Source organism: Candidatus Competibacteraceae bacterium (assembly GCA_016699715.1).
Lineage (GTDB): Bacteria > Pseudomonadota > Gammaproteobacteria > Competibacterales > Competibacteraceae > Competibacter.
The window spans coordinates 397,621-424,062 of sequence record CP065007.1; the positions used below are offsets into that span (position 1 = coordinate 397,621).

The 26,442-nt window shown below is 59.9% G+C and carries 28 protein-coding genes and 2 tRNA genes; 16 read left to right on the forward strand and 14 right to left on the reverse strand.

What is annotated here, in order from left to right; all coding sequences use genetic code 11:
• Nucleotides 1-10: 10 nt before the first annotated feature.
• From IPM89_01800 to IPM89_01830, 7 genes are all read right to left on the reverse strand, one after another.
• Nucleotides 11-85 (reverse strand) — tRNA-Val (locus IPM89_01800).
• Between the two features lie 163 nt (nt 86-248).
• Nucleotides 249-728, reverse strand: coding sequence for a transcription elongation factor GreA (gene greA, locus IPM89_01805; protein ID QQS54619.1), 480 nt, complete (start codon nt 726-728; stop codon nt 249-251).
• Nucleotides 725-3,949, reverse strand: a complete 3,225-nt coding sequence (carB, locus tag IPM89_01810; protein ID QQS54620.1) for a carbamoyl-phosphate synthase large subunit — start codon at nt 3,947-3,949, stop codon at nt 725-727. The genes greA and carB overlap by 4 nt, the downstream gene beginning before the upstream one ends.
• Nucleotides 3,950-4,049: 100 nt before the next feature.
• The gene (gene carA / locus IPM89_01815; protein ID QQS54621.1) at nt 4,050-5,189 is read right to left on the reverse strand and encodes a glutamine-hydrolyzing carbamoyl-phosphate synthase small subunit; all 1,140 of its coding nucleotides are present in this window, start codon (nt 5,187-5,189) and stop codon (nt 4,050-4,052) included.
• 147 nt (nt 5,190-5,336) lie between these two features.
• Nucleotides 5,337-6,140 (reverse strand): 4-hydroxy-tetrahydrodipicolinate reductase, encoded by an 804-nt coding sequence (gene dapB, locus IPM89_01820; protein QQS54622.1) that lies wholly within the window; start codon nt 6,138-6,140, stop codon nt 5,337-5,339.
• Between the two features lie 143 nt (nt 6,141-6,283).
• A tRNA-Gly gene (locus IPM89_01825) sits at nt 6,284-6,357 on the reverse strand.
• 130 nt (nt 6,358-6,487) lie between these two features.
• Nucleotides 6,488-6,808, reverse strand: a complete 321-nt coding sequence (locus tag IPM89_01830) for an H-NS histone family protein (GenBank protein QQS54623.1) — start codon at nt 6,806-6,808, stop codon at nt 6,488-6,490.
• Between the two features lie 218 nt (nt 6,809-7,026).
• Here IPM89_01830 and trmB point away from each other — a divergent pair, with 218 nt between their 5' ends.
• Together trmB and IPM89_01840 are read left to right on the forward strand one after the other, a co-directional pair.
• Entirely contained in the window at nt 7,027-7,764 is a 738-nt protein-coding gene (gene trmB / locus IPM89_01835; protein QQS55740.1) for a tRNA (guanosine(46)-N7)-methyltransferase TrmB, read from the forward strand.
• Nucleotides 7,765-7,988: 224 nt separating this feature from the next.
• Complete coding sequence (locus IPM89_01840) at nt 7,989-9,242, forward strand: D-alanyl-D-alanine carboxypeptidase (GenBank protein QQS54624.1); 1,254 nt, start codon at nt 7,989-7,991, stop codon at nt 9,240-9,242.
• Nucleotides 9,243-9,341: 99 nt separating this feature from the next.
• On the opposite strand, the gene IPM89_01845 is transcribed toward IPM89_01840, so the two are convergent.
• Nucleotides 9,342-10,628, reverse strand: a complete 1,287-nt coding sequence (locus IPM89_01845; GenBank protein ID QQS54625.1) for a citrate synthase — start codon at nt 10,626-10,628, stop codon at nt 9,342-9,344.
• Between the two features lie 240 nt (nt 10,629-10,868).
• Nucleotides 10,869-11,114: a type B 50S ribosomal protein L31 gene (locus IPM89_01850; protein QQS54626.1), complete on the reverse strand. Its 246-nt coding sequence runs from the start codon at nt 11,112-11,114 to the stop codon at nt 10,869-10,871.
• A gap of 210 nt (nt 11,115-11,324) precedes the next feature.
• Here IPM89_01850 and rimO point away from each other — a divergent pair, with 210 nt between their 5' ends.
• The 7 genes from rimO (at nt 11,325) to ubiB (ending at nt 18,413) form a co-directional block, all read left to right on the forward strand.
• Nucleotides 11,325-12,647 carry a 30S ribosomal protein S12 methylthiotransferase RimO gene (gene rimO, locus IPM89_01855; protein QQS54627.1) on the forward strand — a complete coding sequence of 441 codons (1,323 nt, stop codon included), beginning with the start codon at nt 11,325-11,327 and terminating at the stop codon, nt 12,645-12,647.
• A 316-nt stretch (nt 12,648-12,963) separates the two neighbouring features.
• Nucleotides 12,964-13,506, forward strand: coding sequence for an ATP-dependent protease subunit HslV (gene hslV, locus IPM89_01860; GenBank protein ID QQS54628.1), 543 nt, complete (start codon nt 12,964-12,966; stop codon nt 13,504-13,506).
• Nucleotides 13,507-13,573: 67 nt separating this feature from the next.
• The gene (gene hslU / locus IPM89_01865; GenBank protein QQS54629.1) at nt 13,574-14,908 is read left to right on the forward strand and encodes an ATP-dependent protease ATPase subunit HslU; all 1,335 of its coding nucleotides are present in this window, start codon (nt 13,574-13,576) and stop codon (nt 14,906-14,908) included.
• A gap of 9 nt (nt 14,909-14,917) precedes the next feature.
• The gene (locus IPM89_01870) at nt 14,918-15,274 is read left to right on the forward strand and encodes a DUF971 domain-containing protein (protein QQS54630.1); all 357 of its coding nucleotides are present in this window, start codon (nt 14,918-14,920) and stop codon (nt 15,272-15,274) included.
• A 29-nt stretch (nt 15,275-15,303) separates the two neighbouring features.
• Nucleotides 15,304-16,053, forward strand: a complete 750-nt coding sequence (ubiE, locus tag IPM89_01875) for a bifunctional demethylmenaquinone methyltransferase/2-methoxy-6-polyprenyl-1,4-benzoquinol methylase UbiE (protein ID QQS54631.1) — start codon at nt 15,304-15,306, stop codon at nt 16,051-16,053.
• A gap of 46 nt (nt 16,054-16,099) precedes the next feature.
• The gene (locus IPM89_01880) at nt 16,100-16,711 is read left to right on the forward strand and encodes an SCP2 sterol-binding domain-containing protein (GenBank protein QQS54632.1); all 612 of its coding nucleotides are present in this window, start codon (nt 16,100-16,102) and stop codon (nt 16,709-16,711) included.
• 13 nt (nt 16,712-16,724) lie between these two features.
• Complete coding sequence (ubiB, locus tag IPM89_01885; protein ID QQS54633.1) at nt 16,725-18,413, forward strand: ubiquinone biosynthesis regulatory protein kinase UbiB; 1,689 nt, start codon at nt 16,725-16,727, stop codon at nt 18,411-18,413.
• A 6-nt stretch (nt 18,414-18,419) separates the two neighbouring features.
• On the opposite strand, the gene IPM89_01890 is transcribed toward ubiB, so the two are convergent.
• From IPM89_01890 to gpmA, 3 genes are all read right to left on the reverse strand, one after another.
• Entirely contained in the window at nt 18,420-18,965 is a 546-nt protein-coding gene (locus tag IPM89_01890; GenBank protein QQS54634.1) for a DJ-1/PfpI family protein, read from the reverse strand.
• 51 nt (nt 18,966-19,016) lie between these two features.
• Entirely contained in the window at nt 19,017-20,363 is a 1,347-nt protein-coding gene (locus IPM89_01895; GenBank protein ID QQS54635.1) for a S41 family peptidase, read from the reverse strand.
• A 201-nt stretch (nt 20,364-20,564) separates the two neighbouring features.
• Nucleotides 20,565-21,311, reverse strand: coding sequence for a 2,3-diphosphoglycerate-dependent phosphoglycerate mutase (gpmA, locus tag IPM89_01900; GenBank protein QQS54636.1), 747 nt, complete (start codon nt 21,309-21,311; stop codon nt 20,565-20,567).
• Nucleotides 21,312-21,644: 333 nt separating this feature from the next.
• On the opposite strand from gpmA, the gene IPM89_01905 reads away from it, so the two are divergent.
• The 6 genes from IPM89_01905 to IPM89_01930 all read left to right on the forward strand — a co-directional run bounded on the left by IPM89_01905 (nt 21,645) and on the right by IPM89_01930 (nt 24,678).
• A complete protein-coding gene (locus IPM89_01905; protein QQS55741.1) occupies nt 21,645-21,953 on the forward strand; it encodes a winged helix-turn-helix transcriptional regulator in 309 nt (102 codons plus the stop codon).
• 91 nt (nt 21,954-22,044) lie between these two features.
• Nucleotides 22,045-22,275 (forward strand): DUF2892 domain-containing protein, encoded by a 231-nt coding sequence (locus tag IPM89_01910; protein ID QQS54637.1) that lies wholly within the window; start codon nt 22,045-22,047, stop codon nt 22,273-22,275.
• A gap of 21 nt (nt 22,276-22,296) precedes the next feature.
• The gene (locus IPM89_01915) at nt 22,297-22,728 is read left to right on the forward strand and encodes a rhodanese-like domain-containing protein (protein QQS54638.1); all 432 of its coding nucleotides are present in this window, start codon (nt 22,297-22,299) and stop codon (nt 22,726-22,728) included.
• Nucleotides 22,728-23,003 (forward strand): glutaredoxin 3, encoded by a 276-nt coding sequence (grxC, locus tag IPM89_01920; GenBank protein ID QQS54639.1) that lies wholly within the window; start codon nt 22,728-22,730, stop codon nt 23,001-23,003. The genes IPM89_01915 and grxC overlap by 1 nt, the downstream gene beginning before the upstream one ends.
• Before the next feature lie 178 nt (nt 23,004-23,181).
• Complete coding sequence (gene secB / locus IPM89_01925) at nt 23,182-23,667, forward strand: protein-export chaperone SecB (protein QQS54640.1); 486 nt, start codon at nt 23,182-23,184, stop codon at nt 23,665-23,667.
• Nucleotides 23,668-23,670: 3 nt separating this feature from the next.
• Nucleotides 23,671-24,678, forward strand: coding sequence for an NAD(P)-dependent glycerol-3-phosphate dehydrogenase (locus IPM89_01930; GenBank protein QQS54641.1), 1,008 nt, complete (start codon nt 23,671-23,673; stop codon nt 24,676-24,678).
• A gap of 29 nt (nt 24,679-24,707) precedes the next feature.
• Here the strand turns inward: IPM89_01930 and IPM89_01935 are convergent, their stop codons facing one another.
• A complete protein-coding gene (locus tag IPM89_01935; GenBank protein ID QQS54642.1) occupies nt 24,708-25,316 on the reverse strand; it encodes a DUF2889 domain-containing protein in 609 nt (202 codons plus the stop codon).
• A gap of 42 nt (nt 25,317-25,358) precedes the next feature.
• Complete coding sequence (locus IPM89_01940; protein ID QQS54643.1) at nt 25,359-25,574, reverse strand: DUF1289 domain-containing protein; 216 nt, start codon at nt 25,572-25,574, stop codon at nt 25,359-25,361.
• Between the two features lie 584 nt (nt 25,575-26,158).
• Here IPM89_01940 and IPM89_01945 point away from each other — a divergent pair.
• Nucleotides 26,159-26,434, forward strand: a complete 276-nt coding sequence (locus tag IPM89_01945) for a hypothetical protein (GenBank protein QQS54644.1) — start codon at nt 26,159-26,161, stop codon at nt 26,432-26,434.
• The last annotated feature ends 8 nt before the right edge of the window (nt 26,435-26,442 follow it).

Below are 26,442 nucleotides of genomic sequence, written 5' to 3' on the forward strand. Positions count from 1 at the left end.
TATCTTGAAGTGGTGGGCGATGCTGGGTTCGAACCAGCGACCCCTACCGTGTGAAGGTAGTGCTCTACCACTGAGCTAATCGCCCGTCAAACGGGGTCGAGATTATAAGCAGCCGACCTCCTTTCTGACAAGCGTTTGTTTCATTCGTGCCTCGGGTTTCCGGCGGACAACCCAAACATAGACCGACGAACCCCCGATTTCCGGTAACGGGAATACGGCCAGGATGACGCATGCCTCGCGGTTTTCACTTAGATGTATTGGACGTCGACGATTTCGTAGGTTCTCAGACCGCCGGGTGTTTGGACATCGACGATGTCGCCAACGAACTTGCCGATCAATGCTCGGGCGATGGGTGAGCTGAATGAAATCTTGCCTGCTTTGATATCCGCTTCGTCCTCGCCAACGATCTGGTAGCGTTTTTCTTCCTCGCTGTCCTCCTCGGTCAGTAGCACGGTGGAGGCAAACACCACCTTGTCGGAGGGCGGTAGCATGGTGACGTCGATAATCTGGGCATAGGCCAGCTTCGCTTCGATTTCGGCGATGCGGCCCTCGGTGAAGCTTTGCTGCTCGCGGGCGGCATGGTATTCGGCATTTTCCTTCAGATCGCCGTGAGCGCGGGCCTCGGCGATGGCGGCGATAATCTGCGGCCGCGCCACCGTTTTCAGTTGGAGCAGCTCCTCGCGCAGTTTTTCAGCGCCGGTGGTGGTCATCGGTACCTTCTGAGTCATGCGAGCAGTTCCCGGTGCAAATCCTGGAGGCAGTTCACGCTTCCGTTGTCGAGTTCGCGCAAGGCCTGGCAGGTGGCTCGCGCGGCGGCGATGGTGGTGGTGTAGCTGATTTTGTGCATCAGAGCCTCGCGACGGATGGAGTAAGAATCGGCGATCGCCTGTTTGCCTTCCGTCGTGTTGATGATGAGATTGATCTGATCGTTCTTGATCATGTCCACGACGTGTGGCCGGCCTTCCCCTACCTTATGGACGGTATCGCAGGCGAGGCCGAGGGCGCGCAAGGCCGCTGCGGTTCCCTTGGTGGCGACCAGCCCGAAGCCGAGCCTTTGCAGTTCGCGGGCGACTTCAACCGCCTTGGGCTTGTCGGCATCGCGTACACTGATGAAGGCTTGCCCGCCGCGCGGCAACTGGTCGCCCGCGCCGAGTTGGGCCTTGGCGAAGGCTTCGCCGAAGGTGCGCCCAACGCCCATGACTTCGCCGGTGGATTTCATTTCCGGCCCTAGCAGGGGATCGACGCCGGGGAATTTGACGAAGGGGAACACGGCTTCCTTCACGCAATAATAGGCGGGAATCACTTCGCCGGATACCCCCTGCTCAGCCAGTCCGCGTCCGACCATGCAACGAGCGGCGATTTTGGCCAGCGGTCGGCCGGTGGCTTTGGAAACGTAAGGCACGGTGCGGGAAGCGCGCGGGTTGACTTCCAGCACGTAGATATCGTCGCCCTGAATGGCGAACTGGGTGTTCATCAGCCCGACCACGCCCAGCGCCAGCGCCATCGCCCGCACCTGTTCGCGCAGCCGATCCTGCATCGCCGGACTGAGGGAAAAGGGCGGCAGCGAGCAGGCGGAATCGCCGGAATGCACGCCGGCTTCCTCGATATGCTCCATGATGCCGCCGATGATGACTTCGCGCCCGTCGCTGAGCGCGTCCACATCCACCTCGACGGCATTGTTGAGAAAGCAGTCCAACAGCACCGGCGAATCGTTGGAGACTTGTACGGCATTGGTCATGTAGCGGCGCAGGTCCTCTTCCTGATGGACGATTTCCATGGCCCGGCCGCCCAGCACGTAGGAAGGGCGTACCACCAACGGGTAGCCGATTTCCTGGGCCAACCGCACCGCTTCCTCGGGTTCGCGGGCGGTGCGGTTGGGCGGTTGCAGCAAACCGAGCTGGGCGATCATCTGTTGGAAGCGCTGGCGATCCTCGGCACGGTCGATAGCGTCCGGCGTGGTGCCGATGATCGGCACGCCGTTGGCTTCCAGCGGCCGGGCCAGCTTGAGCGGCGTCTGGCCACCGTACTGGACGATCACCCCCTTGGGCCGCTCCTTGCGGACGATTTCGAGCACGTCTTCCAGGGTCAGCGGTTCGAAATACAGCCGATCGGATGTATCGAAGTCGGTGGATACCGTCTCCGGATTGCAGTTGACCATGATGGTTTCGTAGCCATCCTCGCGCAGGGCGAGGGCGGCGTGGACACAGCAGTAGTCGAACTCGATACCCTGACCGATACGGTTGGGGCCGCCGCCCAACACCATGATTTTGGCGCGGTCGGTCGGTTCGGCCTCGCACTCTTCCTCATAAGTGGAATACAGATAGGCGGTGCTGGTGGCGAATTCGGCGGCGCAGGAATCGACCCGCTTGTAGACCGGGTGGATATCGAATTCATTGCGCCGCTGGCGGACCAGGGTTTCGGTGACGCCGGCCAAGGTCGCCAGCCGGCTGTCGGAGAAGCCCTTGCGTTTGAGAAAATACAGGCGTTCCCGATCCTGCAAGGCCGCCGCGCCCAGGGCGCGCACCTCGCCGGCGATCTGGACCAGTTCTTCAATCTGGGTCAGGAACCAGGGATCGATCCAGGTGAGTTCGTACAGCGCTTCCACCGAATATCCCAGCCGGAAGGCTTCGGCGACAAACCACAGCCGCTGCGGGCCAGGCATACCCAATTCGTGCTTAAGCTCGATGTGCGGGTCAGGATGCTGGTGGTCGAGGATTTCGTTGAAACCGTCGACGCCGATCTCCAGTCCGCGCAAGGCCTTATGGAGCGATTCCTGGAAGGTCCGGCCGATGGCCATCACCTCGCCGACCGATTTCATCTGGGTGGTCAAGCGCTGGTTGGCTTGCGGAAATTTTTCGAAGTTGAAGCGCGGCACCTTGGTAACGACGTAATCAATGCTCGGTTCGAACGACGCCGGGGTGCGGCCGCCGGTGATCTCGTTCTTGAGTTCGTCCAGGGTATAGCCGACCGCCAGCTTGGCCGCGACCTTGGCGATGGGAAAACCGGTGGCCTTGGAGGCCAGCGCCGAGGAACGCGAGACCCTGGGGTTCATCTCGATGATCACCATGCGTCCATCATCGGGATTGATAGCGAACTGGACATTGGAGCCACCGGTATCGACGCCGATCTTGCGCAGCACCGCCAGCGAGGCGTTACGCATGATCTGGTATTCCTTGTCGGTCAGGGTCTGGGCTGGGGCGACGGTGATGGAGTCGCCGGTATGTACCCCCATCGGGTCGAGATTCTCAATCGAGCAAACGATGATGCAGTTGTCGGCCCGATCGCGGACCACTTCCATCTCATATTCCTTCCAGCCCAGCACCGATTCTTCCAGCAACACTTCGCTGGTCGGCGACAGATCCAGGCCGCGTTCGAGAATCTCGACCAGTTCTTCACGGTTATAAGCGATACCGCCGCCACTGCCGCCCAGGGTGAAAGAGGGACGGAGGATGGTCGGAAAGCCAATCTCGTGATGCTGGGCCAGTGCCTCCTCCAGCGTGTGAGCGACCACCGAGCGCGGGGTGGCCAGCCCGATCTCGTGCATCGCCTGGCGGAAGCGCTCGCGGTCCTCAGCCATGTCGATGGCATCGGGAGAGGCGCCAATCATTTCCACGCCATATTGTGCCAATACGCCGTGGCGGGCCAGGTCCAACGCACAGTTCAGCGCGGTTTGGCCGCCCATGGTCGGCAGCAGGGCGTCCGGGCGTTCGCGGGCGATAATGTGGCTGACCGTTCGCCAATGAATCGGCTCGATGTACACGGCGTCGGCCATGTTGGGGTCAGTCATGATGGTGGCGGGGTTGGAGTTGACCAGGATCACCCGGTAACCTTCCTCCCGCAGCGCCTTGCAGGCTTGGGCGCCCGAGTAGTCGAACTCGCAGGCTTGACCGATCACGATGGGACCGGCGCCGATGATCAGGATGCTGTGCAAATCGGTGCGCTTGGGCATGGCTCAGGGGTCGGGGTCGGGTGTCGGGGTCGGGTATCGGGGTCGGGTATCGGACAAGGACAACGAGATACGGGCGGCAGAGGGGGCATGTTTGCTCGGCTCATGTGCCAGGTCGGTTTGCCGCCATCAGATCGATGAACCGGTCGAACAGCGGTGCCACGTCGTGCGGGCCGGGGCTGGCTTCCGGGTGACCCTGGAAACTGAAAGCCGGTCGGTCGGTGCGGGCGAGACCTTGCAGCGAGCCGTCGAACAGCGAGCGGTGAGTCGCGCGCAAGTTGGTCGGCAATGTGGCTTCGTCCACCGCAAAGCCGTGATTTTGGCTGCTGATCATTACTCGGCCGCTGTCGAGATCCAGCACCGGATGGTTGCCGCCGTGGTGGCCGAATTTCATCTTGACGGTACGCGCGCCGCTGGCCAACCCCAGCAACTGGTGGCCGAGGCAGATTCCGAACAGCGGAATCCCGGTGTCCAGCAACTCGCGGATGGCGACGATGGCATAGTCGCACGGCTCAGGGTCACCGGGTCCGTTGGACAGGAATACACCGGAGGGATTCAGGCCGATGACCGCGCTGGCCGGCGTCCGCGCCGGCACGACCGTGACTCGACAGTCGCGGGCAACCAGCATCCGCAGGATGTTGCGCTTGACGCCATAGTCGTAGGCGACAACGTGGTGGCGGGTGGCGCGCACGCTTGGAAAGCCATTGTCGGCCAAGCACCAGTTGCCCTCTTGCCACTCGTAGGGTTCGGTGACGCTGACGACTTGGGCCAAATCCATGCCCTTCAAGCCAGGAAATCCACGAGCCAGGTGTAGCGCCCGATCCACGTCGGGAGCGTCGCCCGCGATCAGGCAGCCGCCCTGTGCGCCCTTTTCCCGCAGCAGGCGGGTCAGTCGCCGGGTATCGATGCCGGCGATGGCGACCACGCCGCGTTCGCGCAAGTAGCTGTCCAGCGATTGCCGGTTGCGCCAGTTGCTGGCACGGCGCGGACAATCCCGCACTACCAGGCCGCTGGCGTGGATTGTGCCCGCTTCCTCATCGCCGTCGTTGGTGCCGACATTGCCGATATGAGGATAAGTCAGGGTCACGATCTGCTGGCAGTAGGAAGGATCGGTCAAAATTTCTTGATAGCCGGTGATCGAGGTATTGAAAACAACTTCGCCTTGGGCGAATCCATCGGCGCCGATGGATTCGCCCTGGAACAGGCTACCGTCTTCCAGGGCCAGAAGCGCGGGTTTCCTCAAGGGAGCCTCCAGAATGGGCACACGGAAAGGGAGCAGCGCACGGGCTGCTCCCAGGATGCGATGCAAAAGACATGGCTGAACTGGCGAGGAGTTTAGCAAATCATGCCGTGTGGCTCTAGAGAGCGGAATTGCCAGTGGGTAGTGCTCTCAGTGCAGGTCGAGCACGTCTCGCATGTCATACAGGCCGGGGGGACGGTTTGCCAGCCAGGCGGCCGCGCGCGCGGCGCCCTTGGCGAAGGTCATCCGACTGGAGGCGCGGTGGGTGATTTCGATGCGTTCGCCATCGTCGGCGAACAGGACGGTATGGTCGCCGACGATGTCGCCAGCGCGGAGGGTGGCGAAGCCGATGGTATTGCGGTCGCGCTCGCCGGTGACGCCTTCCCGGCCGTACACCGCACATTGCGCCAAGTCTCGGCCGAGCACTCCAGCAATCGTCTGTCCCATCGCCAGCGCCGTGCCGGAGGGGGCGTCCGCCTTATGGCGGTGGTGGGCTTCGAGAATCTCGATGTCGACGCTGTCGCCCAAGGTCCGCGCCGCCAGCTCCAGCAGCTTAAAACAGAGGTTGACCCCAACACTCATGTTGGGCGCGAATACGATGGGAATCCGTACCGCGCCGGCGGCAATTTCCGCTTTCTGTTCCGCGGACAGGCCAGTGGTGCCGATCACCATCGCCTTGCCCGCGGATTGGCATAGCGCAAGATGAGCGAGGGTTACCGCCGGCTTGGTGAAATCGATCAGCAGATCGAAGCGATCAGCCAGTGACGCCAGTTCGGCGGTGATGGGGATGCCCAGCCGGCCGATACCGGCGATTTCGCCAGCATCGGCGCCGATAAACGGGCTATCGGGGTGTTCGGAAGCCACGGAGCAACGAATATTTTCGACCCGACTGCATGCATCAAGCAACTGTCGCCCCATGCGGCCGGCGGCGCCGGCGATTGCGACGTGAATCATGGCGGGCATTCTCCCGTGGAATGGGTCAGACGCTACCGGCAACTGGGTTGGTGTTAGCCTTGAGGCGTCACCGCGAAGAGTGTTAACGGGAACTTTCTTTACAAGACTAAAGGGTTACGCGCTGCGGCCTAACCCTTTGACTTTGGAGCGGGTGATGGGAATCGAACCCACGCCATCAGCTTGGGAAGCTGAGGTTCTACCATTGAACTACACCCGCCATATGATCTCGCGTTCTTCCCGTCTGCCTTGAACCCAATTAAGCGGATAGTCCGAGAATCATAGAGATAAAGCAACTAGCTTGCAAGATGATTAAGACTTACTCTCTTGGCGGAATTTAACCGAAAAATCTATTCAGGGATTCGGAAAACCTCGATGTCATCCGCCTGCTTCAGCCAGCCTGGCCTTTTGCCACGCCCTGTCCAAGTCTGCTCGGGGTTGTTAGGGTTGCGGTATTTAGGTTTGCCGGGCGATCTCTTCCGGCGGCCCGAATAGTTGATTACCTCTTCCGGCGTCATATCGTATTGATCGGCCATTTTGATCATTTGATCGCGAAGGGCTTCGATTTCACCGGTCTTTTTTTGTTCGATGGCATCTTCGGCTGTCTGGATCAACTGTTTAAGTTGCTCGACGGAATAGGAATGGATGAAGTCTTCGATGTTGTCGCTCATGGTTTTTCGTTTGCCGTTGTCAATGTTTGCTGTTAGGAGCCCTTGATTAGGACCATTCGATTATTGTAAAGCATTTTTTTTTATGACTGCAATGATTTTGACTATATTTATGTGGCGGTTCGAGGGGTAATCTTTCAGATGGCTAGCCGCTCTTGTGATTAATGATTCCGAATATCGTTGTAGTGCGGATCGAAAGACCAATGAATTCTGACGACACCATGAAGTTTCCTCCGTCGACCTTCCTTGTTGTGGAGGATTCGAATACTGGCGATGAAGCGTCGCGGCGAATCCGCAGCTTTGTCCGGCGCGAGGGCCGGATGACGCGCGCCCAGCGGCGGGCATTTGTGGAGTGCTGGGCGCGGTTCGGGGTTGATGCTGGCGTGGCGACGCTGGAACCGGAATGGCTGTTCGGCCGTCGTGCGCCGTTAGTGTTGGAAATCGGTTTCGGCGATGGCGAGTCCCTGGTCGCCATGGCGATGGCCCACCCCGAGATGGATTATCTGGGCATTGAGGTCCATCGTCCGGGTATCGGGCATGTACTGCTGCGCGCCGAGGCACTGAACCTGAGCAATCTTCGAGTCATGTGCGCCGACGCTGTCGAGGTTTTTCGGCAGCTGCCGGACGAGAGTCTGGATCGCATTCAGATTTTTTTCCCCGACCCATGGCCCAAGGCACGGCATCACAAGCGTCGCCTGATTCAGCCATCGTTCGTTACGCTGCTGGTTTCTAAGCTAAAATGGGCTGGGCAACTGCATGTGGCCACCGATTGCGAGGATTATGCTCGTTCGATCCTGAACGTGTTGCGCGCCGTTCCTGAATTCACGAATGCGGCGGATGGCGACGGATTTGCCGCGCGTCCGGCGTACCGACCGTTAACTCGATTTGAACGGCGTGGCCGGCGCTTGGGTCATGAGGTTTGGGATATGTTGTTTGCCCGGTCCCAGTCAGCGGTATAAACCAGCGCACCCTTCCAGGCGGCGGTAACGATGACTCGTTTTCGTGTTCCGTTGCTGGCCGCGTTTGGCCCCGCCGAGGATTTCAAGCCAGGCTCTAGCCGGTTGCCCGATTATTGCTCAGAATATGTAGGTCGCTCCTGAACGCGAGCCTGGCGATAGAGATTTTGCCGCTGGAAACCTTGGGCGGCCCGGCCCAAACTCAAAATGGCAATGGAGTTAACCTCTTGTTTTTAAAATTCTCTTTTGGTGCATTTCGGGATTGGCGGCCTTGTCTCTGGATACTCGGCGCTGCCTTATGGATAGCGGCGGGGCCGCTGTCGGCACAGCAAGCCCCGTTCTTTTCGCCAGCGCCCGAAGTGGCCGCGCGCGCGGCGGTGCTGATGAACGCCATGACCGGTGAAATTTTATTTGCCAAGGAGCCACACCTGCGTCTGCCGCCAGCCAGCACCACCAAGGTATTGACCGCGCTGGTGGCGTTGGATCGGCTTGATCCGAATGCGCGATTGCCCGTCAGCGCGCAGGCTGCCAGTGTCGCGCCGAGTCGCATTGGCTTGCGGGCTGGCGAGATGGTCACGATGCAGGATCTGATGTATGGGTTGTTGCTGAAATCGGGCAATGACGCCGCCGAGACCTTGGCGGAGGCCGCGGGCGGTTCGGTCTACCAGTTTGCCGGGTTGATGAACGCCAAGGCCTGGCAGATTGGGGCGCGCAACAGTCATTTCACGAACCCGCACGGTTTACCCGACGACGATCATTACGCCACCGCCTATGATTTGGCATTGGTTTTTCGCTGGGCGATGCACTATCCATTGTTTTCTGACATCGTGCGCACCCGCACCGCCGCTTTGCGCATTGAGTCGGGGTCCGGTCCGTACGGTGACTGGCGGATGGTGCCGGTACACAGCACCAATCGCTTGCTGGCGTCTTACGAGGGGACGCGCGGCGGTAAAACCGGCTTTACCTTCAAAGCCCGGCATTGCTTCGTCGGCGAGGCGGATCGGGGCGGTATCCCGCTGATTGTGGCTGTTTTCAATAGCCCCAGCCGGGGTACGTTGTGGCAGGACGCCCGTAGTCTGCTCGATTATGGATTTTCTCGATATGGCTTGGCACCACCGCCCGTGCGGGTGGAGCCGGAACCGGTCATGGTCCGGCATATACCGGTGATCACGCCGACGGCGGCTCGCGCGGCTGTGGTTCGGCCGGCGCTGGCGGGTAAACGAGGGCGCGCGGGCGCCAGGAACGGGGTGGCGGCATCCGCCAAAAGCACTGCCGCCAGGACGCAAGCTGCCCGGAAGAAGCCGGCCGCGAAGGTGATGGTGGCCAAACCGTCCGGTAAGGCGGTACGGGGGAGGAATCCGGGCAAAAAACCGGCGACTGCGGTCAAGCCGGCCAAGCCGGCCAAGCCAGGAACCAAGATCGCCACCGTTCCCGCCGAACCCAACGGCAAGCCACGGAAGAGTACTAAACAGCGGATCTGAGGCGGATCTCGTGCCGTTGATCGGTGCGGGCAAACTTGTCAAGAAAAAAGGCGATTCAAAAATCGCCTTTTTTGTTCCCGGACTGCGCGAGGGCTTGGTTTATTCGCGCTCTTGCAGCGATTTCACGTCACGGCGCGTTTCGCCGATATACAACTGCCGCGGTCGGCCGATCTTCTGATCCTTTTCAGTGATCATTTCCATCCAATGGGTGATCCAGCCGGCAGTACGGGCGATGGCGAACATCACCGTGAACATCTCGACCGGGATCTGCAGCGCGCTGTAAATGATGCCGGAATAGAAATCGACGTTTGGATATAGCTTGCGTTCGACAAAGTAATCGTCATTGAGGGCGATCTCTTCCAGCCGCATCGCCAGATCCAGGCGCGGGTCATGGCCGTAGGCTTCCAGGGTCTGGTGGCAGATTTCCTTGATGATCTTGGCGCGCGGGTCGAAATTTTTATAAACGCGATGGCCAAAGCCCATCAAGCGCACGTTGGAGTTCTTATCCTTGACCTTGGCTATAAAATTATCGACGTTCTTGATATCGCCGATCTGCTCCAGCATCCGGAGCACGGCTTCGTTGGCGCCGCCATGCGCCGGTCCCCACAGACAGCTAATGCCGGCGGCGATCGCCGCATAGGGGTTGGTGCCCGAAGATCCGGCCAGCCGCACGGTCGAGGTGGAGGCGTTCTGCTCGTGGTCGGCGTGCAGGGTGAACAGGACGTCCAGCGCCCGTTCGGCGATGGGATCGACTTCGTAGCGTTTACCGGGAAGGCTGAACATCATGTACAGCAGATTACCGGTATAGCTCAGATCGTCACGAGGGTAAATCGTGGGATCGCCGATGCTGTGCTTGTAGCAGGCGGCGGCGATGGTCGGCATTTTGGCGATCAGCCGGCGGGCGGTGACCATGCGATGCTCGTAATCGCGGATGTCGAGGCGGTCGTGGAAGAAGGCCGACAGCGAGCTGACCACCGCCGCCATCATCGCCATCGGATGGGCATCGTGGTTGAAGCCGTGTAAAAATCGCCTCAGGTTTTCGCGAATCCGATTATGTCGGGCGATGCTGGTTTCAAAAATCTGCTTCTTTTCGGTGTTGGGCAACTCTCCGTAAAGCAGCAGGTAGCTGACTTCCAGGAAATTGCACTGCTCGGCCAGCTGCTCAATGGGAAAGCCGCGATACAGTAGTTCGCCCTTGTCGCCATCCAGGTAGGTGATCGCGCTCTGGCAGCTGGCGGTGGACATGAAGCCGGGGTCGTAAGTAAAGTAACCGAATTCCTTGGCCAGCTTGCCGATATCCACCACGGGATGGCCGTAGACCGGCTCCAGCACTGGCATTTGTGCGGCTTTTCCAGTGATATCATCCTTCAAGGTGATCGTTGCCATTCATAACCTCCAGAGTGGGGTGATGGGCCAGAACCGGCTGGCCATTCGTTGTCGCGTTCTGGTTAAGCTGGCGGTAATCCGACAGTGATTCAGCGTGTTACGCACCTTTTTCGAAGCGATGACAATGATAACCCAAGCTATGCCGCTTTGCCGAAAAATCCTCTCGACCAGTGGGGCGGCCGGCGACGGGCAAAATAAAAGGCATCCATCAGATGCCTTGCGCGGGTTGAGCCAGAGCCTTTAGGACAAGCCATACTTGCGGCGGAAGCGGTCCACCCGGCCGGCGGTGTCCACGATCTTCTGCTTACCGGTGTAGAACGGGTGCGATTGGCTGGAGACCTCCACTTTCACTAGAGGATACTCCTTGCCGTCGGTCCACTGGATGGTGTCCTTGGCGGTGATGGTGGAGCGGGTGAGAAAGGCGAAATCGGTGGAGATATCCTGGAACACCACGTCGCGGTACTGAGGATGAATATCTTTTTGCATGGCTGCTGAAACCTTAGGGATGCTGTTGGCCGATCCAAGACGCATCATCGCCGACACGCGGGTAGCGATGCTCCAATGGATGATTAAAGCTTCACAATATAGCTATTTTCCAGCTTGACTCGCAAGAGCGTATCGCTTCAACTTTCCAAGTTTCCGGCCGATGGCCCGACGCCACCGTTCCATTTCGAGCCCACCCGCATGCATGATCCCATGAGCCATCCCCCCCAAATCGGTTTTGTCAGCCTCGGTTGTCCCAAGGCGCTGGTGGATTCCGAACAAATCCTGACTCGTTTGCGAGCCGAAGGCTACGATTTGGCGCCTACCTATCAAGCCGCCGATCTGGTGGTGGTGAATACCTGTGGTTTTATCGACGCGGCGGTGGCGGAATCGCTGGAAGCCATCGGCGAGGCGCTGGCCGAAAACGGCAAGGTGATCGTGACCGGGTGTCTGGGCGCAAAGGGGAACGTGGTGCGCGACCTGCATCCAAGTGTGTTGGCGGTGACCGGGCCGCACGCCTGCGAGGAAGTCATGATGGCGGTTCATACCCACCTACCTCGGCCGCACGATCCGTTCATGGATTTGGTGCCGCCGCAGGGTATCAAACTAACCCCTCGACATTATGCGTACTTGAAGATTGCCGAGGGTTGCAACCATCGCTGTAGCTTTTGCATCATCCCTCAACTGCGGGGCGATCTGGTCAGCCGACCGGTTGGCGAGGTGCTGCGAGAGGCGGAAAATCTGGTCCGGGCCGGAATCAAGGAACTGTTGGTCGTGTCTCAGGATACCAGCGCTTATGGAGTGGATATGCGTTACCGCGCGGGTTTTTGGAACGGTCGGCCGCTCAAGACCCGTCTGACCAGTCTGGCGGCGGCATTGGGTGAATTGGGTGTCTGGGTGCGACTGCATTATGTCTACCCGTATCCGCATGTCGATGAGGTGGTGCCACTGATGGCGGAAGGCAGGGTATTACCCTATCTGGACGTGCCGTTGCAGCATGCCAGTCCGCGTGTGCTCAAGGCCATGAGGCGGCCGGCCAATACCGGCGACACCTTGGGGCGAATTCGCCGCTGGCGGGAAATTTGTCCGGATCTCACCCTGCGCAGCACCTTCATCGTCGGTTTTCCCGGCGAGACCGAGGATGATTTCGAGTGTTTGCTGGAGTTCCTGGCAGAGGCGGAGCTGGATCGGGTTGGCTGTTTTAGCTACTCGCCGGTGGAAGGCGCCACTGCCAACCAGTTGCCGAATCCGGTGCCGGAGGAAGTTAAACAGGAACGGCAAGCCCGGCTGATGGAGTTGCAGGCAACGGTCAGCGCCGGCCGGTTGCGGCGTAAGATCGGCCGTGCCTTGACCGTTTTGGTGGATGCCATCGACGAAGAAGGAACGGCCATCGCCCGCTCCAGCGCCGATGCGCCGGAGATCGATGGGGTCGTTTATATCGAGGACGGCGCGGATCTGCCGGTCGGCGAATTTGTCCCGGTGCGGATCATGGAGTCCGACGAACATGATCTGTTTGGAGAATATCTGGACCGCTGACGACACGGCGGTGGAATTTTCTGTCGCCACGGGGGATTACCATGACCTTGACTCTCAATTCGCCCGGCTGTTGAGCGCCATTGAACTTTCTCGAATTGTCCCCATCTCAGGAAGTAAGCGTAAGCCCTTACGCCTGTCCGCTTCCCTCCCTGAGCGGGCTATGTCCGGTTAGCTAAACCGGATATCGATTCGCCCCGGTTCCATTCCCCCTTGTAACCGGGGCTTCTTTTTTTTCGATGGTCGGGGCGGGCGCGCTTCCCTCCTGCCGTATCCCGGATATCGTGTACAATCCCGCACACAATCGAGAGGCACTTGCATGGAATCATTGCATGGCACCACGGTGTTGGCCGTGCGCCGCGACGGTCGGGTCGTGATCGGCGGCGACGGCCAAGTGACGTTGGGCAACACCGTGATGAAGGGCAACGCCCGCAAGGTGCGGCGTTTATATCAGAACAAGGTGATTGCGGGGTTCGCGGGTGGCACCGCGGATGCCTTCACGCTATTCGAGCGCTTCGAAGGTAAGCTGGAAAAGCATGGCGGCAACCTGACCCGCGCCGCCGTGGAACTGGCCAAGGACTGGCGTACCGATCGCTTGTTGCGGCGTTTGGAGGCGTTGCTGATCGTCGCCGATCCCCACGCTACCCTGATCCTTTCCGGTAACGGCGACGTCATTGAGCCGGAAAACGATCTGGCGGCGATCGGTTCTGGCGGTGCTTACGCCCAGGCCGCCGCCCAAGCGCTGCTCGAGCATACCGAACTGGACGCGCGGACCATCGTCGAACAGGCCTTGAAAATCGCCGCCGGCATCTGCATATACACCAACGAGAATCTGACCCTCGAAGAGCTGGCGGTTGCGTGATGCGCTGTTTGGGATCGATGCGCCCGCCGGTTTATCTTTACCTCACACGCCCAAACGGTAGCCCAGCATGTCGGAGATGACCCCCCGAGAAATCGCCCAGGAACTGGATAAACATATTATTGGGCAGGATGCCGCCAAGCGGGCGGTGGCCATCGCCTTGCGCAACCGTTGGCGGCGGATGCGGGTCGAGCCGGCGCTGGGCAGCGAAATCACCCCGAAAAATATTCTGATGATCGGCCCGACCGGGGTGGGCAAGACTGAAATCGCCCGACGGCTGGCCAAACTGGCCAACGCGCCCTTCATCAAGGTCGAGGCCACCAAGTTCACCGAGGTCGGCTATGTGGGCCGGGATGTGGAGTCCATCATCCGCGATCTGATGGATGGGGCGATCAAGATGGTGCGCGAGGAGGAAATGCACAAGGTTCGTCACCGCGCCGAGGAAGCCGCCTACGAGCGGGTGCTGGATACGCTGTTGCCGAAGCCGCGCAGCGTTGGCTTCGCCAATGAACCGCAACAAGCGGATCATTCCACGACCCGCCAGAAGATGCGCGAGCGTTTGCTCAAAGGCGATCTGGACGACCGCGAAATTGAAATCGAGGTTACGGCCCGGCCGGTGGGGGTGGAGATCATGGCGCCGCCCGGCATGGAGGAAATGACCAATCAGTTGCAAAGCCTGTTTCAGAACCTCAATAACGGCCGCACGCGCACGCGCAAGCTCAAGGTGCAGGATGCTCTCAAGCTGTTGCAGGAAGAGGAAGCGGCCAAGATGATCAATGAGGATGAACTCAAGCTCAGGGCATTGGCGGCGGTGGAGCAGAACGGTATCGTCTTCATCGACGAAATCGACAAGGTGGCCAAGCGTGGCGAGTACGGTGGTCCGGATGTCTCGCGTGAGGGCGTACAGCGCGATCTGTTGCCGCTGGTGGAAGGCTGTACCGTCTCCACCAAGTACGGCATGGTGCGTACCGATCACATTCTTTTTATCGCTTCCGGAGCCTTTCATCTGGCCAAGCCCTCCGATCTGATCCCCGAATTGCAGGGCCGTTTGCCGATCCGGGTGGAACTTAGCGCCCTGAGCACCGAGGATTTCGTGCGGATTCTGACTGAACCGGACGCCTCCCTCACCGAGCAGTACACGGCGCTGCTGAACACCGAAGGCGTCGAACTGAAGTTTGTGGCGGATGGGGTACGCCGCTTGGCCGAGGTCGCCTGCCAGGTCAACGAACGCACCGAAAACATCGGCGCCCGTCGGCTGCACACCGTCATGGAGCGGCTGCTGGAAACGATTTCCTTCGAAGCGCCCGACCGTTCCGGCCAAGCGGTGACCGTCGACTTGGCCTATGTCGACGCCCATTTGGGCGAACTGATCAAGCACGAAGATCTGACCCGTTACATTCTGTGAAGCCCGACCATGAGCACTCATCCCACCGAAATCAAATTGCATCAGGCGTCCCGCGTTCTGGAGGTTACCTTCGATGACGGCGCGCGTTTTCAGTTGCCCTGCGAGTACCTGCGGGTGTTTTCGCCCTCGGCCGAAGTCCGTGGCCACGGACCCGGCAGCGCCACTCTGGTGACCGACAAGGAAACGGTCAACATTAGCGCTATCGAACCGGTGGGCCACTACGCGGTCAAGCTGGTGTTCGACGACGGCCACTCGACCGGCCTGTATTCCTGGAACATCCTGTACGATCTGGGAGCGAATCAGGAGCGCAACTGGCGGGATTATCTGCGGCGGCTGGCCGAAGCCGGCCACCAGCGCCCGATCTGAACCGGTATTTGTCCCAGGAACCCGCGAATATGGAACCCCCCGAAACCACACATTTCGGCTACCAGAAAGTGGCCGCCGCCGAGAAGGCCCGCAAGGTGGCGGGCGTGTTCGATTCCGTCGCCGGCAAATACGATCTGATGAACGATCTGATGTCGCTCGGCGTTCACCGCGTATGGAAGCGATTCGCGGTGAGCGTCAGCGGCGTGCGGCCGGGCGAGCGAGTGCTGGATCTGGCCGGGGGTACCGGCGATCTGAGCAGCCGCTTGTTGCCTCTGGTCGGACCGAAGGGACTGGTGGTGTTGTCCGACATCAATGCCCGCATGTTGGACGAGGGTCGCAAACGGCTGATCGACGAGGGCGCGGCCGGCAATATCGCCTACGCCCAGATCGACGCCGAGCAATTGCCGTTTCCCGACCAGACCTTCGATTGCATCACCATCGGCTTCGGCTTGCGCAACGTCACCCGCAAGGAGCGGGCGCTGGCGGATATGTACCGGGCGCTCAAGCCGGGTGGGCGGGCGCTCATCCTGGAGTTCTCTCATCCGATCGCGCCGGGCCTGAAGCCGGCCTATGACTTGTATTCCTTTGCGGTACTGCCCATTCTGGGCAAGTTGGTGGCCGGCGATGCCGCCAGTTACCGTTATCTGGCCGAATCGATTCGCCTGCATCCGGATCAGGAAACCCTGCTGCGGCTAATGGAGGCGGCGGGCTTTGAGCGCTGCCAGTATTTCAACCTGACCGGCGGCATTGTCGCGGTGCATCGCGGCTATAAGCTTTGATCCTCCTCAATCTCTTCTCCGACCCCATCCTATCCAGGAGCCTCGCGTGACACCCGCCGTGATCGCCGCCAGTCTGGAGACCGCGCTCAACCTGGTTCTGCGCCTGGACCCCGAGATGTTCCCCCGTTTGGGTGCGCTGAGCGGTCACGTCATTGCGATCGAACCGAGCGGTGTGGCGATGACTTTCTATCTACTGCCCAAGCCCGGTGGCATTCAGGTGACGGACCGCTGTGAGGCTGAACCCAGTGTGCGGATTCGTGCCACGCCCGCGGCGCTGTTCCGGCAATGGCGCGGGCAGCGTGCCAGCGGCGAAGAGATCGCCATCGAGGGCGATGTCGGGGTGGGGCGGGAGTTCCAAGCCCTTCTGGCGCGGCTGGATATCGACTGGGAAGAGCAACTGTCGCGGGTTGTCGGGGATGTGGTCGCTCGTCGCCTCGGCGGTTTGTGGGACGGTCTGCGGGCCTGGAGTGGACGAACTGGCGATGTCTTGCTGCGCGATGGCGGCGAGTATGTGCAACAAGAGCTGCGTTTGTTGCCGCCGCGCCAGGTGATCGAACAGTTTTTGAATGCTGTGGACCTCCTGCGGGAAGACGCCGACCGGCTGGCCGCGCGGGTCGAACGCCTGCGCCGGCGGCCGATGATCGGCGAACCGCGCTAGTCTCCTCCATACAATGCGCGAACTTCGCCTATTCGGTCCTGCTCAGCTGCTGCGCTTGCTGCACATCAACCGGATATTGGTGCGCCACGGTCTGGACGATATCGTGCTGGCGACCCATCTGTTTCGGCCCATTGGTTTTTTGCGGCACCTGTTGCCGTGGAACTGGGTACCTCGCCAGCAACTGGATCTACCGCGCGGCGCCCGCATCCGCCTGACGCTGGAAGATTTGGGGCCGATCTTTGTCAAGTTCGGACAAATGCTGTCCACCCGCCGCGACCTGCTGCCGGACGATATCGCCCTGGAATTGGCCAAGCTGCAGGATCGGGTGCCACCCTTTCCCGGCGAGCAGGCGCGAGCCATCGTCGAGAAAGCCTATGGCCAGCCGCTGGAGGTATTTTTCGAAGAATTCAGCTTTCAGCCACTGGCTTCCGCTTCGATTGCCCAAGTGCATACCGCCCGCTTACACAGCGGTCGGCAGGTGGTGGTCAAGGTGGTGCGGCCCGGCATCGAAAAGACTATTCGCCGCGATGTTGAATTGCTGCACATCATCGCCAGCCTGGCGCAGCGCTACTGGCGAGAGGGGCGTCGGTTGCGGCCGGTCGAGGTGGTGGCTGAGTATGAAAAGACCATTTTCGATGAGCTGGATCTGATCCGCGAGGCCGCCAACGCCAGTCAACTGCGGCGCAATTTCCAGGACTCGTCGGTCCTGTACGTGCCCGAGGTGTTCTGGCCGGAAACCCGCCGCGAGGTGCTGGTGATGGAGCGGATCCACGGCATCCCCGTGGGCGATATCGCCGAATTGCGGCGGCGCGGGGTGGATTTAAAGAAGCTGTCGGAACGTGGAGTGGAGGTTTTTTTTACCCAGGTATTCCGCGACAGTTTCTTTCACGCCGACATGCATCCCGGCAATATCTTCGTCAACGCCGAACATCCGGACAATCCCAGTTACATCGCCGTGGACTTCGGCATCATCGGTACCTTGAGCCCCACCGACCAGCAGTACCTGGCGGAAAATTTTCTGGCGTTTTTCCATCGCGATTACCGGCGAGTGGCGGAACTGCATATCGAATCCGGCTGGGTGCCGGCGGAAACCCGGATAGACGAATTTGAGTCGGCCATCCGCACCGTGTCGGAGCCGATCTTCGACCGCCCGCTCAAGGATATTTCCTTCGGCGTTTTTCTACTGACGCTGTTCCAGACCGCCCGCCGCTTCAACATGGAGGTGCAGCCGCAGCTGATACTGCTGCAAAAGACTTTACTCAATATCGAGGGGTTGGGGCGGCAGCTCGATCCTGAACTGGATCTGTGGAAGACCGCCAAACCGTTCCTGGAAAGCTGGATGCGTGATCGGGTCGGTCCGCGTTCCTTCATCAGGCGCATCAAAAATCACATACCGCGTTGGATCGACCAGACGCCGGATTTGCCAAACCTGGTCTATTATCTGCTTCGACACACGAGCGCCGGCGGGCTGACGGTGCAGCTGCATAAACAAGAAACGGAATATTTGCGGCGCGACCTCCGCCGTGCCAACCGGCGCAATTTCCATTCCGTGGTGGGTGCCGCACTGATCATTTGCGCGGCGGTGCTGCTGGGATTCAACGCTCAGAACAGCATCGATATTTGGCAAACGCCATTGCTGGTCTGGCTACTGGGTGGTGTCGGTGTCGGCTTGTTGCTCGGCGCCTGGCCGACGGATGCCTGAAGACGTTCAGGAGCGTTGCAATGCGGCTTCCACGGTATCGCGTTGGCCGCGCCCGCACAAAATTTCAATCAGGGTCAAGGCGAAGTCCATGGCGGTGCCGGGGCCGCGCGAGGTGATAAAGGTACCGTCGCGCACCACGGCGGCGCTGCTGGTCTTGATACCTTCCTGACCGTCGAGGATGCCTGGATAGGCGGTGGCTTCACGATTATCCAGCAAACCGGCACCGGCCAACACCCGCGGCGCGGCGCAGATGGCGGCGACATAGCGACCTTGTTCCGCCATCCGCCGCAGCAGTGCCGCGATCCGCCGGTCGGCTTCCAATCGCTGCGCGCCGCCCAAACCACCGGGTAGCACCACCATATCGAAATCCTGATCCAGAACCTCGGCCAGCGTGGTTTCGGGGAGCAGCATGACCCCGCGCGAAGCCGTCACTGTTCCCGCTTCCAGCCCCGCGACCACCACGGTGAGGCCGGCGCGGCGCAATAGATCGATGATGGTGACGGCTTCCAGTTCTTCGCAGCCTTGAGCAAGTGGGACGAGTATGGTGGCCATGGCAAACTCTTCTTTCGAGGGGATGCGGGTTCAAGGGTGGCAGGTCAGTATTCAGCCGTTTTTGTGGGCTTGCAGTAAGGACATGCCTCTCAGCAGGTTCAGGGCTTCGTAAAGCGCGTAATCGTTTTGGGCGGAATCGGCTGCTTCGCCGCCGGCGACTATGGGAGCCGTGTCGTCTGATTGCGTGCTATCGTCGGTCCGGCCGTTGCGGTCGTTGTTCAGGTGGCCCGACAAATCGGATTCTTTGATAAAAGTGGTGCCGGTGTCGTCAGCGGCAATCTTCAGCGATTTGAGCTTGATGTCGGGTTCGATACCCTCGGCCTGGATGGAGCGGCCATTCGGGGTGTAGTAGCGCGCCGTGGTCAGTTTGACCGCCGTGCCGTTGCCCAAGGGCAAAATGGTTTGTACCGAACCCTTGCCGAAGGTGCGCTCGCCCAGAATCAGCGCCCGACGGTGATCTTGTAGCGCGCCCGCGACGATTTCCGAGGCTGACGCGGAACCGCCGTTGACCAACACCACCAGCGGCGCGCCTTTCAGTAAATCGCCTGGCGTGGCCTTGAAGCTTTGGTCGGAGCCGTTGCCGCGTCCCTTGGTCTGGACGATGGCGCCATCCTCAAGGAAATCGTCCGCCACATCCACCGCGCCGTTCAATACCCCGCCCGGGTTGTTGCGCAAGTCCAGCACCAGCCCTCGTAGCGGTTTTTTATTCTGTTGTTCCAGTTCTTGCAGTGCTTGCTCCAGATTCTGCGCGGTCTTGGACTGGAATTGCGTGATTCGCAGATAGCCAAAATCCGGTTCCAACAAGCGGCTTTTGACACTTCTGACCTGAATAACTTCCCGGACCAGCTTGACCTTGAACGGTTTTTTCGCGCCTTCCCTGACGATGGTCAGAGTGATCGAAGTATTCGGCTTGCCTCGCATCCGCTGGATGGCATCAGCCAGCGGCATGCCCTTGACCGAGGTGTCGTCCAGACGGATGATCAAGTCGCCGGCGCGAAGACCGGCCCGCTGGGCGGGCGTATCGTCGATTGGGGCAATGATTTTGATGAAACCACTGTCTTCCTGCCCGACTTCGATGCCCAAGCCACCGAATTCGCCGGACGTGCCGATCTGCAAATCCTGGAACGCTTCGGCGTCCAGGTAGGCGGAATGGGGATCGAGGTTGCTCAGCATGCCGCGAATCGCGTTTTCCAGCAGCTCCTTGTCCTTGACCGGCTCCACATAATCTTGCTTGACGGCATCGAGTACGCCGGTGAAGGTGCGCAACTCATCCAGAGGGAGTCGGTTGTTCTCAGCCGCCGTTTCCTTCTCGGCCCAGACGGCATGCACCGTTGTCAATGAAACGCCCACCAAAAAACTCAACGCCAGCGCCAGACCGTGTCGGGTTGCAGCACTCATCTTCGCTCCAGAATTCTTCATCGCACAGGGAGAACGCAAATAATCAATCGGTGATTGTCATGAGACAACCGAATAAGCCTAAATATGCAGGGTCGGGCTGGAAAAGTGTATCGAGGCTCAATGATTCACGGATGGAAAAATCCCGGCACCGACCCTGGTGGTCGGTGCCGGGAGTGGTTACGGTGGGGAAGTGGGCGAGTTCTACTTGGCCTTGCCTTGGTTAGCAACGGCATCCATCAGCTTCTTGAGTTCCTCGGGGTCGGCGAGGTAGTAGCTCTTGGTGGGTCGCAGCTTGGCATCGAGTTCGTAGACCAGTGGCACGCCGGTCGGAACGTTCAGAGCGATGATCGCCTCGTCGGACATATCGTCGAGATATTTGATTAGCGCCCGCAAGCTGTTGCCATGCGCGGCGATCACCACGCGCTTGCCGGCGCGGATGGTGGGCACGATGGTGTCGTGCCAATAGGGCAGCACTCGATCGATGGTGATCTTGAGGCTTTCGGTGGCCGGCAGCACCCGCGGATCGAGATCGGCGTAGCGTGGATCGTTGGTGGGGAAACGCGGGTCGGTTGCCTCCAGCGCCGGGGGCGGAATATCGAAACTGCGCCGCCAGATCTTGACCTGTTCCTCGCCGTGCTGGGCGGCGGTCTCCGCTTTGTTCAAGCCGGTCAGGTTACCGTAGTGGCGCTCGTTGAGTCGCCAGGTCCGGTTTACCGGAATCCACATCAGGTCCATTTCGTCCAGCACGGTCCAGAGCGTGCGGATGGCGCGCTTGAGTACCGAGGTAAAGGCGACATCGAAGACGTAGCCTTCCTTCTTTAGGGCTTGTCCGCCTTTCCGAGCTTCCTCGCGGCCCCTCTCGGATAGATCGACGTCATGCCAACCGGTGAAACGGTTTTCCTTGTTCCATTGGCTTTCGCCATGGCGGATGAGCACGATTTTGTACATGAAAGAATGCCTCCTTGGTTCAGGGCGTCGTGGTCGTCATCGGATGGTGTATCGGCCAGCGTTTGGAATACGCTGCTCTCTGGGATGGCGGCGGCACTATGGGCCGGCAGCGCGCCGATCCCTTGAAACGATATACATAATTTTATCGAGAGATCATACGCTGGACCGGTCGATTTCGCCACTCGGCATTTGTGCCGCTGGTCCTGAAGTGACTTCTCAGTATCGCTATATCAAGCTATGCTAATACACCAAATTCCTGGACAAGGCGTTATCGGATTTATGGTGCAAGATGGGTTGACGGGTATTGCGCGGGATGGCGGTGGGGCCGGCAATATGGCGCTGGAATTGCTGATAACTCGCGATGAGGATATCGAACGGGCCTCGCGTTCGCTCAAGGCGATGTCGCATCCGCTGCGGCTTAAGATTCTTTGTACCCTGGGCGAGCGGGAAGTCAGTGTCCAGGAAATCGTCGAGCGCGTGGGTACCTCTCAGAGCAACATTTCCCAACATCTGGCGATCCTACGTGACAAAGGTATCCTCATTTGCCGCAAGGATGCCAACCGGGTTTATTATCGGGTGGGAGACGCCCGTACCTTGCGCCTGATCGGTATGATGAGAGACGTCTTCTGTACGCGGGTTTGAATCGCTGGAGCGGTTCGATGGACACGCATTGGTACCGTCCGTCCGGCGGCGAACCCGACTCGACCATTTCCACGAGGTTGTCATCGATTATATGAATAGCGAACGGATTATCCGGATTATGGCCGGTTCCTTTATCCTGCTGTCATTGTTGCTGGGGGCTCCGGCCAGCCCACTCTATCACAGCGGTTACTGGCTCTGGTTCACCGGCTTCGTTGGGTTCAACCTATTTCAGAGCGGCTTTACCCGCTTCTGTCCGGCTGAGCAAATCCTGTGGAAGCTGGGTGTTAAAAAAGCCGGTACTCCGACCGGTTGTGCGAACTAGCGGGACCGCGGGAAATCATTAATGAACGATTTCATCGAATTCTCCACACAGAACTGGCTGTTATTCTTGGCGCTGTTCGCCATTACGGGGATGTTGATCGGTAGCGAGGTCTTGCGCAAAATGCGTGGGGTCAGCAGCCTCAGTGCCGCCGAAGCCCTGCGCCTGATCAACGATCAGGAGGCCCTGATTCTGGACGTTCGCGATGGCGGCGAATACAAAGAGGGGCATATTCCGCAGGCGCGCCATATCCCGCTCGGCGCTCTGCGCGACCGATTGGGTGAACTGACCAAGGCCAAGGATAAACCCATCATCGTCTATTGTCGCAACGGCGCCACCTCGCAGGCGGCTTGCGCGCAAATCAAAAAGAGCGGCATTGCCGACGTCTACAGCCTGAGCGGCGGGTTATCGGCCTGGCAGGAAGCCAACTTGCCGGTCAGTCGCAAGAAGTCCTGATGCTCGCGCCAGATCCGGCGACGCCGAACATCGTGATATACACCTCCGGGTATTGTCCGTACTGTCGGCGCGCGCGGGCGTTATTGGACAGCAAGGGCGTGGTTTACACGCCCTTGGACGTGAACCGCGACCCGCGGTTGTGGGAGGAAATCGCCAAACGCACCGGTCGCCATACCGTGCCGCAAATCTTCATCGGCGACCGGCATGTCGGTGGATGTGATGACTTGTTCGAGCTGGAGCGGCGCGGTGAATTGACCCCATTGCTGCGCGGCTGAAGCCGGACGCGCGGTTTGTCCGTCGGTCCGGTGGCAAGCCGATTTTCCAAGGGAGGTAGGTTGCTGGCGTCCGGCCACGCGCCGCAATCACGCCGGGTCTGGGTGGATTGTTGGGCTGTATGGCGCAGACCCTGTAGAATGACGGATATTCTCCACCGACAAGACAAGGCTATTGTGCATGAGCGATCAGCAACAGGTTCCCCAGCAGTTCGAAATTCAGAAAATCTATCTGAAGGATATATCGCTGGAAACCCCAAATTCCCCGATGATTTTTACCGAGCAATGGCAACCGCAGACCGAGGTGCGTCTGGAAACCGGCGCCAAGCCGCTGGCCGAAGGCTTGTTTGAAGTGTCGTTGACCGTAACTGTCACCGCCAAGCTCGGCGATCGTACTGCTTATCTGGTTGAGGTGCAGCAAGGTGGCTTGTTTGCGCTGCGGGGTTTCGATGATGGACAAATGGGTCACATGCTGCATGCATACTGCCCGAACCTCCTGTTTCCCTTCGCCCGCGAGGAACTGGCCTCGTTGATCGGCAAGGGCGGATTTCCGGCGCTGCTGCTCAATCCGATCAACTTCGACAATCTTTATCTGCAACGCTTTCAGCAACAGCAGGAGCAAGCCGCCGCTGCTGCCCCGCCTTCCTCCGCTCCAACCATTTCCTGAGCGATGCTCGTCGCCGCGCGGGTCGCTGTCCTCGGGGCGGGGAGTTGGGGCACCGCACTGGCGTTGTTGCTGGCGCGCAATGGGCATGACGTCCGCTTGTGGGGTCACGATCCGCGGGAAATCGCGCCGTTGTGTCGGGAGCGAGAGAACCGCCGCTACTTACCTGGCGTGCCGTTCCCGAGTCGCTTGAACGCGAGCACCGATCTGATCGAAGCGCTTGCCAATGTCGAACTGGCGCTGGTGGCGGTACCGAGCCATGCCTACGGGGCGACCTTGGTCCGGTTGCGGCCACTGTTGCCGACGACCGCCGGTTTCGCTTGGGCCACCAAGGGCTTGGAGCACGGCAGTGGTCGGTTTTTGCATGAAGTGACGCTGGAGATGCTTGGTCGAGACAGGTCGGCGGCGGTGATTTCCGGCCCCAGCTTTGCGGTGGAAGTAGCCCGTGGTTTGCCGACCGCCGTTACGGTCGCCGCCTGGGATGTGGCGCATGCTCGTCGGGTGGCGGCTGTGCTGCACGGTTCCAACTTGCGTGCTTACACCAGCAGCGATGTGATCGGCGTCGAACTGGGCGGCGCGGTCAAGAACGTGCTGGCCATCGCCGCCGGTATCGCCGACGGTCTGGGTTTCGGAGCCAATGCCCGAGCGGCGCTGATCACGCGTGGGTTGGCGGAGCTGGTGCGGCTGGGTGTGGCCGTGGGTGGTCAGCGCGAAACCTTCATGGGTTTGGCCGGTATCGGCGATTTGGTGCTGACCTGTACCGATGACCAGTCGCGCAACCGGCGATTCGGCTTGGCGATCGGCCGCGGTGACAGCGCCGAGATGGCCAGCGCGGCTATCGGGCAGGTGGTGGAAGGTGCGGCGACCGTGCGGGAAATCCTGCGGCTGGCGCGGCGGCACGGTGTGGAGCTACCCATTACCGAACAGGTGGATGCGGTGCTATATCACGGTCAGAGTCCGCGCCGGGCGGTGGAAAACCTGCTGGCGCGCGATCCGAAGCCGGAAGGAGTTTGAGGCAGAATCGCCACCAGCCGGGCGATGGGTTAAGTGATGCAGCTTTCCAGCAATGGGCGGCTGCGATCGTCCGCTTCCCGATCCAGGCCGCTATAGGCTTGCGGCCAGCGCTTTTTGACCACCGGGCTGTCGCTGGCCAGTGCATGGCAGGTGTTCAGGACTGGCGGTGGCTTGCGGGCGGCGGCGGGCTTGGCATCTTCCTCGTCGTAACGCTGACCGTAGAGGGTTTGAAAGAACGTGGTGGCCACGGGACCCAGCAGTTCGGTCATGTGTGTGCAGCCGCTCGTACCGCCGAACAATTCCTTCAGCTTCAACGACCAGCCCGGCCCAATCCGTACACCGACCAGTTCTTGGTAGCGGCCGGCGATCGCCGGACACAGGGCGAACGGCGCTCCATCGGTACAAGCCTCGACCGCCTGGATCAGACACTGGCTGTCGACGGTCAGGCGGATCCACAGGTCGTGTAACGGTTCGCCGGCCTGAATCGTTCCGCCGCGATCATCGTTGGGAAAGGGGTAGGTTTTGGTGTCGACCAGCCGTCCTTCGATATCCCACAAGCCATCCTCGCGCCGGTAGCCCCAGCATTGAACGACGCGCTTGTGCAGTAGTTGGCGAGGAGCGGGAGCGGGCAATGGCATGAGAAATCCTTGTAGGGGTAAAGCGTTGGGTGGCGAGTGTCATTAGTCGAAGAACGTACCACCCACGATTCGTGCCATTCGCTGTTCCAACCGCGCCAGCACAGCGCGTTTTTGCTCGGGGGTACAGTCCCACCAAGCGGCAATTTCCTCCAACGTACGGTAGCAGCCGTCGCACAGTTGGGTCTGCGGGTTGATCACGCAGACCCCGATACACGGGGACGGCGGCTCGTCGGGCACGGTGGAGGGATTGTCGCTCATGAGGCTTTCGGAATGGCGGTCGCTTGCAACATGGATCAGATTGCAATGATACAGCGCCTCGGCTGTTCGAATCCATGTCCAATGGGTTGACCGGCGGCATTCCGGTGATCGGTTAGGCGTTGTCGGGGCGGAAGAGCCGGTCGGCCGCGAAGACTTGGGAGAGAATGGTTATGGGCTTATCGAGTGTGCTGGTTTGGAGCACGCGCCATGGCGCTTTGGTCGGGCGGTGGTAGCCGACCCTCGATCCTGTGGTGGTTGGGAGACCTCTCCGCCGTCTTCGCGGCTAACCAGGTTGAATCAGGATGCTTGAATTGGCACGCTTGACTTCGAAGACCTTAGCCAAAGTGGCAAGCGGACGTAAATAAGGACAAACCTTGATTGATGCAAGGGTACCCACAGGATTATGGGAGGTCCGAGATCGGAAGGATGTAATAAGTACAATGGTCATGGGGTTTGTGCTTGTGTGGACGCATCGCCGGGTTTAACCTTTAATAACAGGCATTGGAGCAGGGTTGACCCTGCTCGGTGGTGTGCCCTGACGACAGGTTTTGATCCATCGAATAACGATTCAGGAGGGAACATCCATGTTGACCTATGAAGACTGTCTGGAGTTGAGCGACCTGACCGAAGAAGAGATCGAAGCCATCGCCCAGCACGAGCATTTACCGGAAATGGCGGCTTTGGAGCTGGGTAGCTATTTGGTGCATACGCCGGAAGGTATACCGATGATCAAGCGTATCATTTTAGAAGATATCGAGGATGCGAACCGGCGAGGGCATGCTGAAAAGGTCTTGCAGTTGAAGTTGGTGCTCAAGCACTTTGTTGACACCCATCCAAACGCCACCGCCAAAAAGGCCTAGCCAGGGCG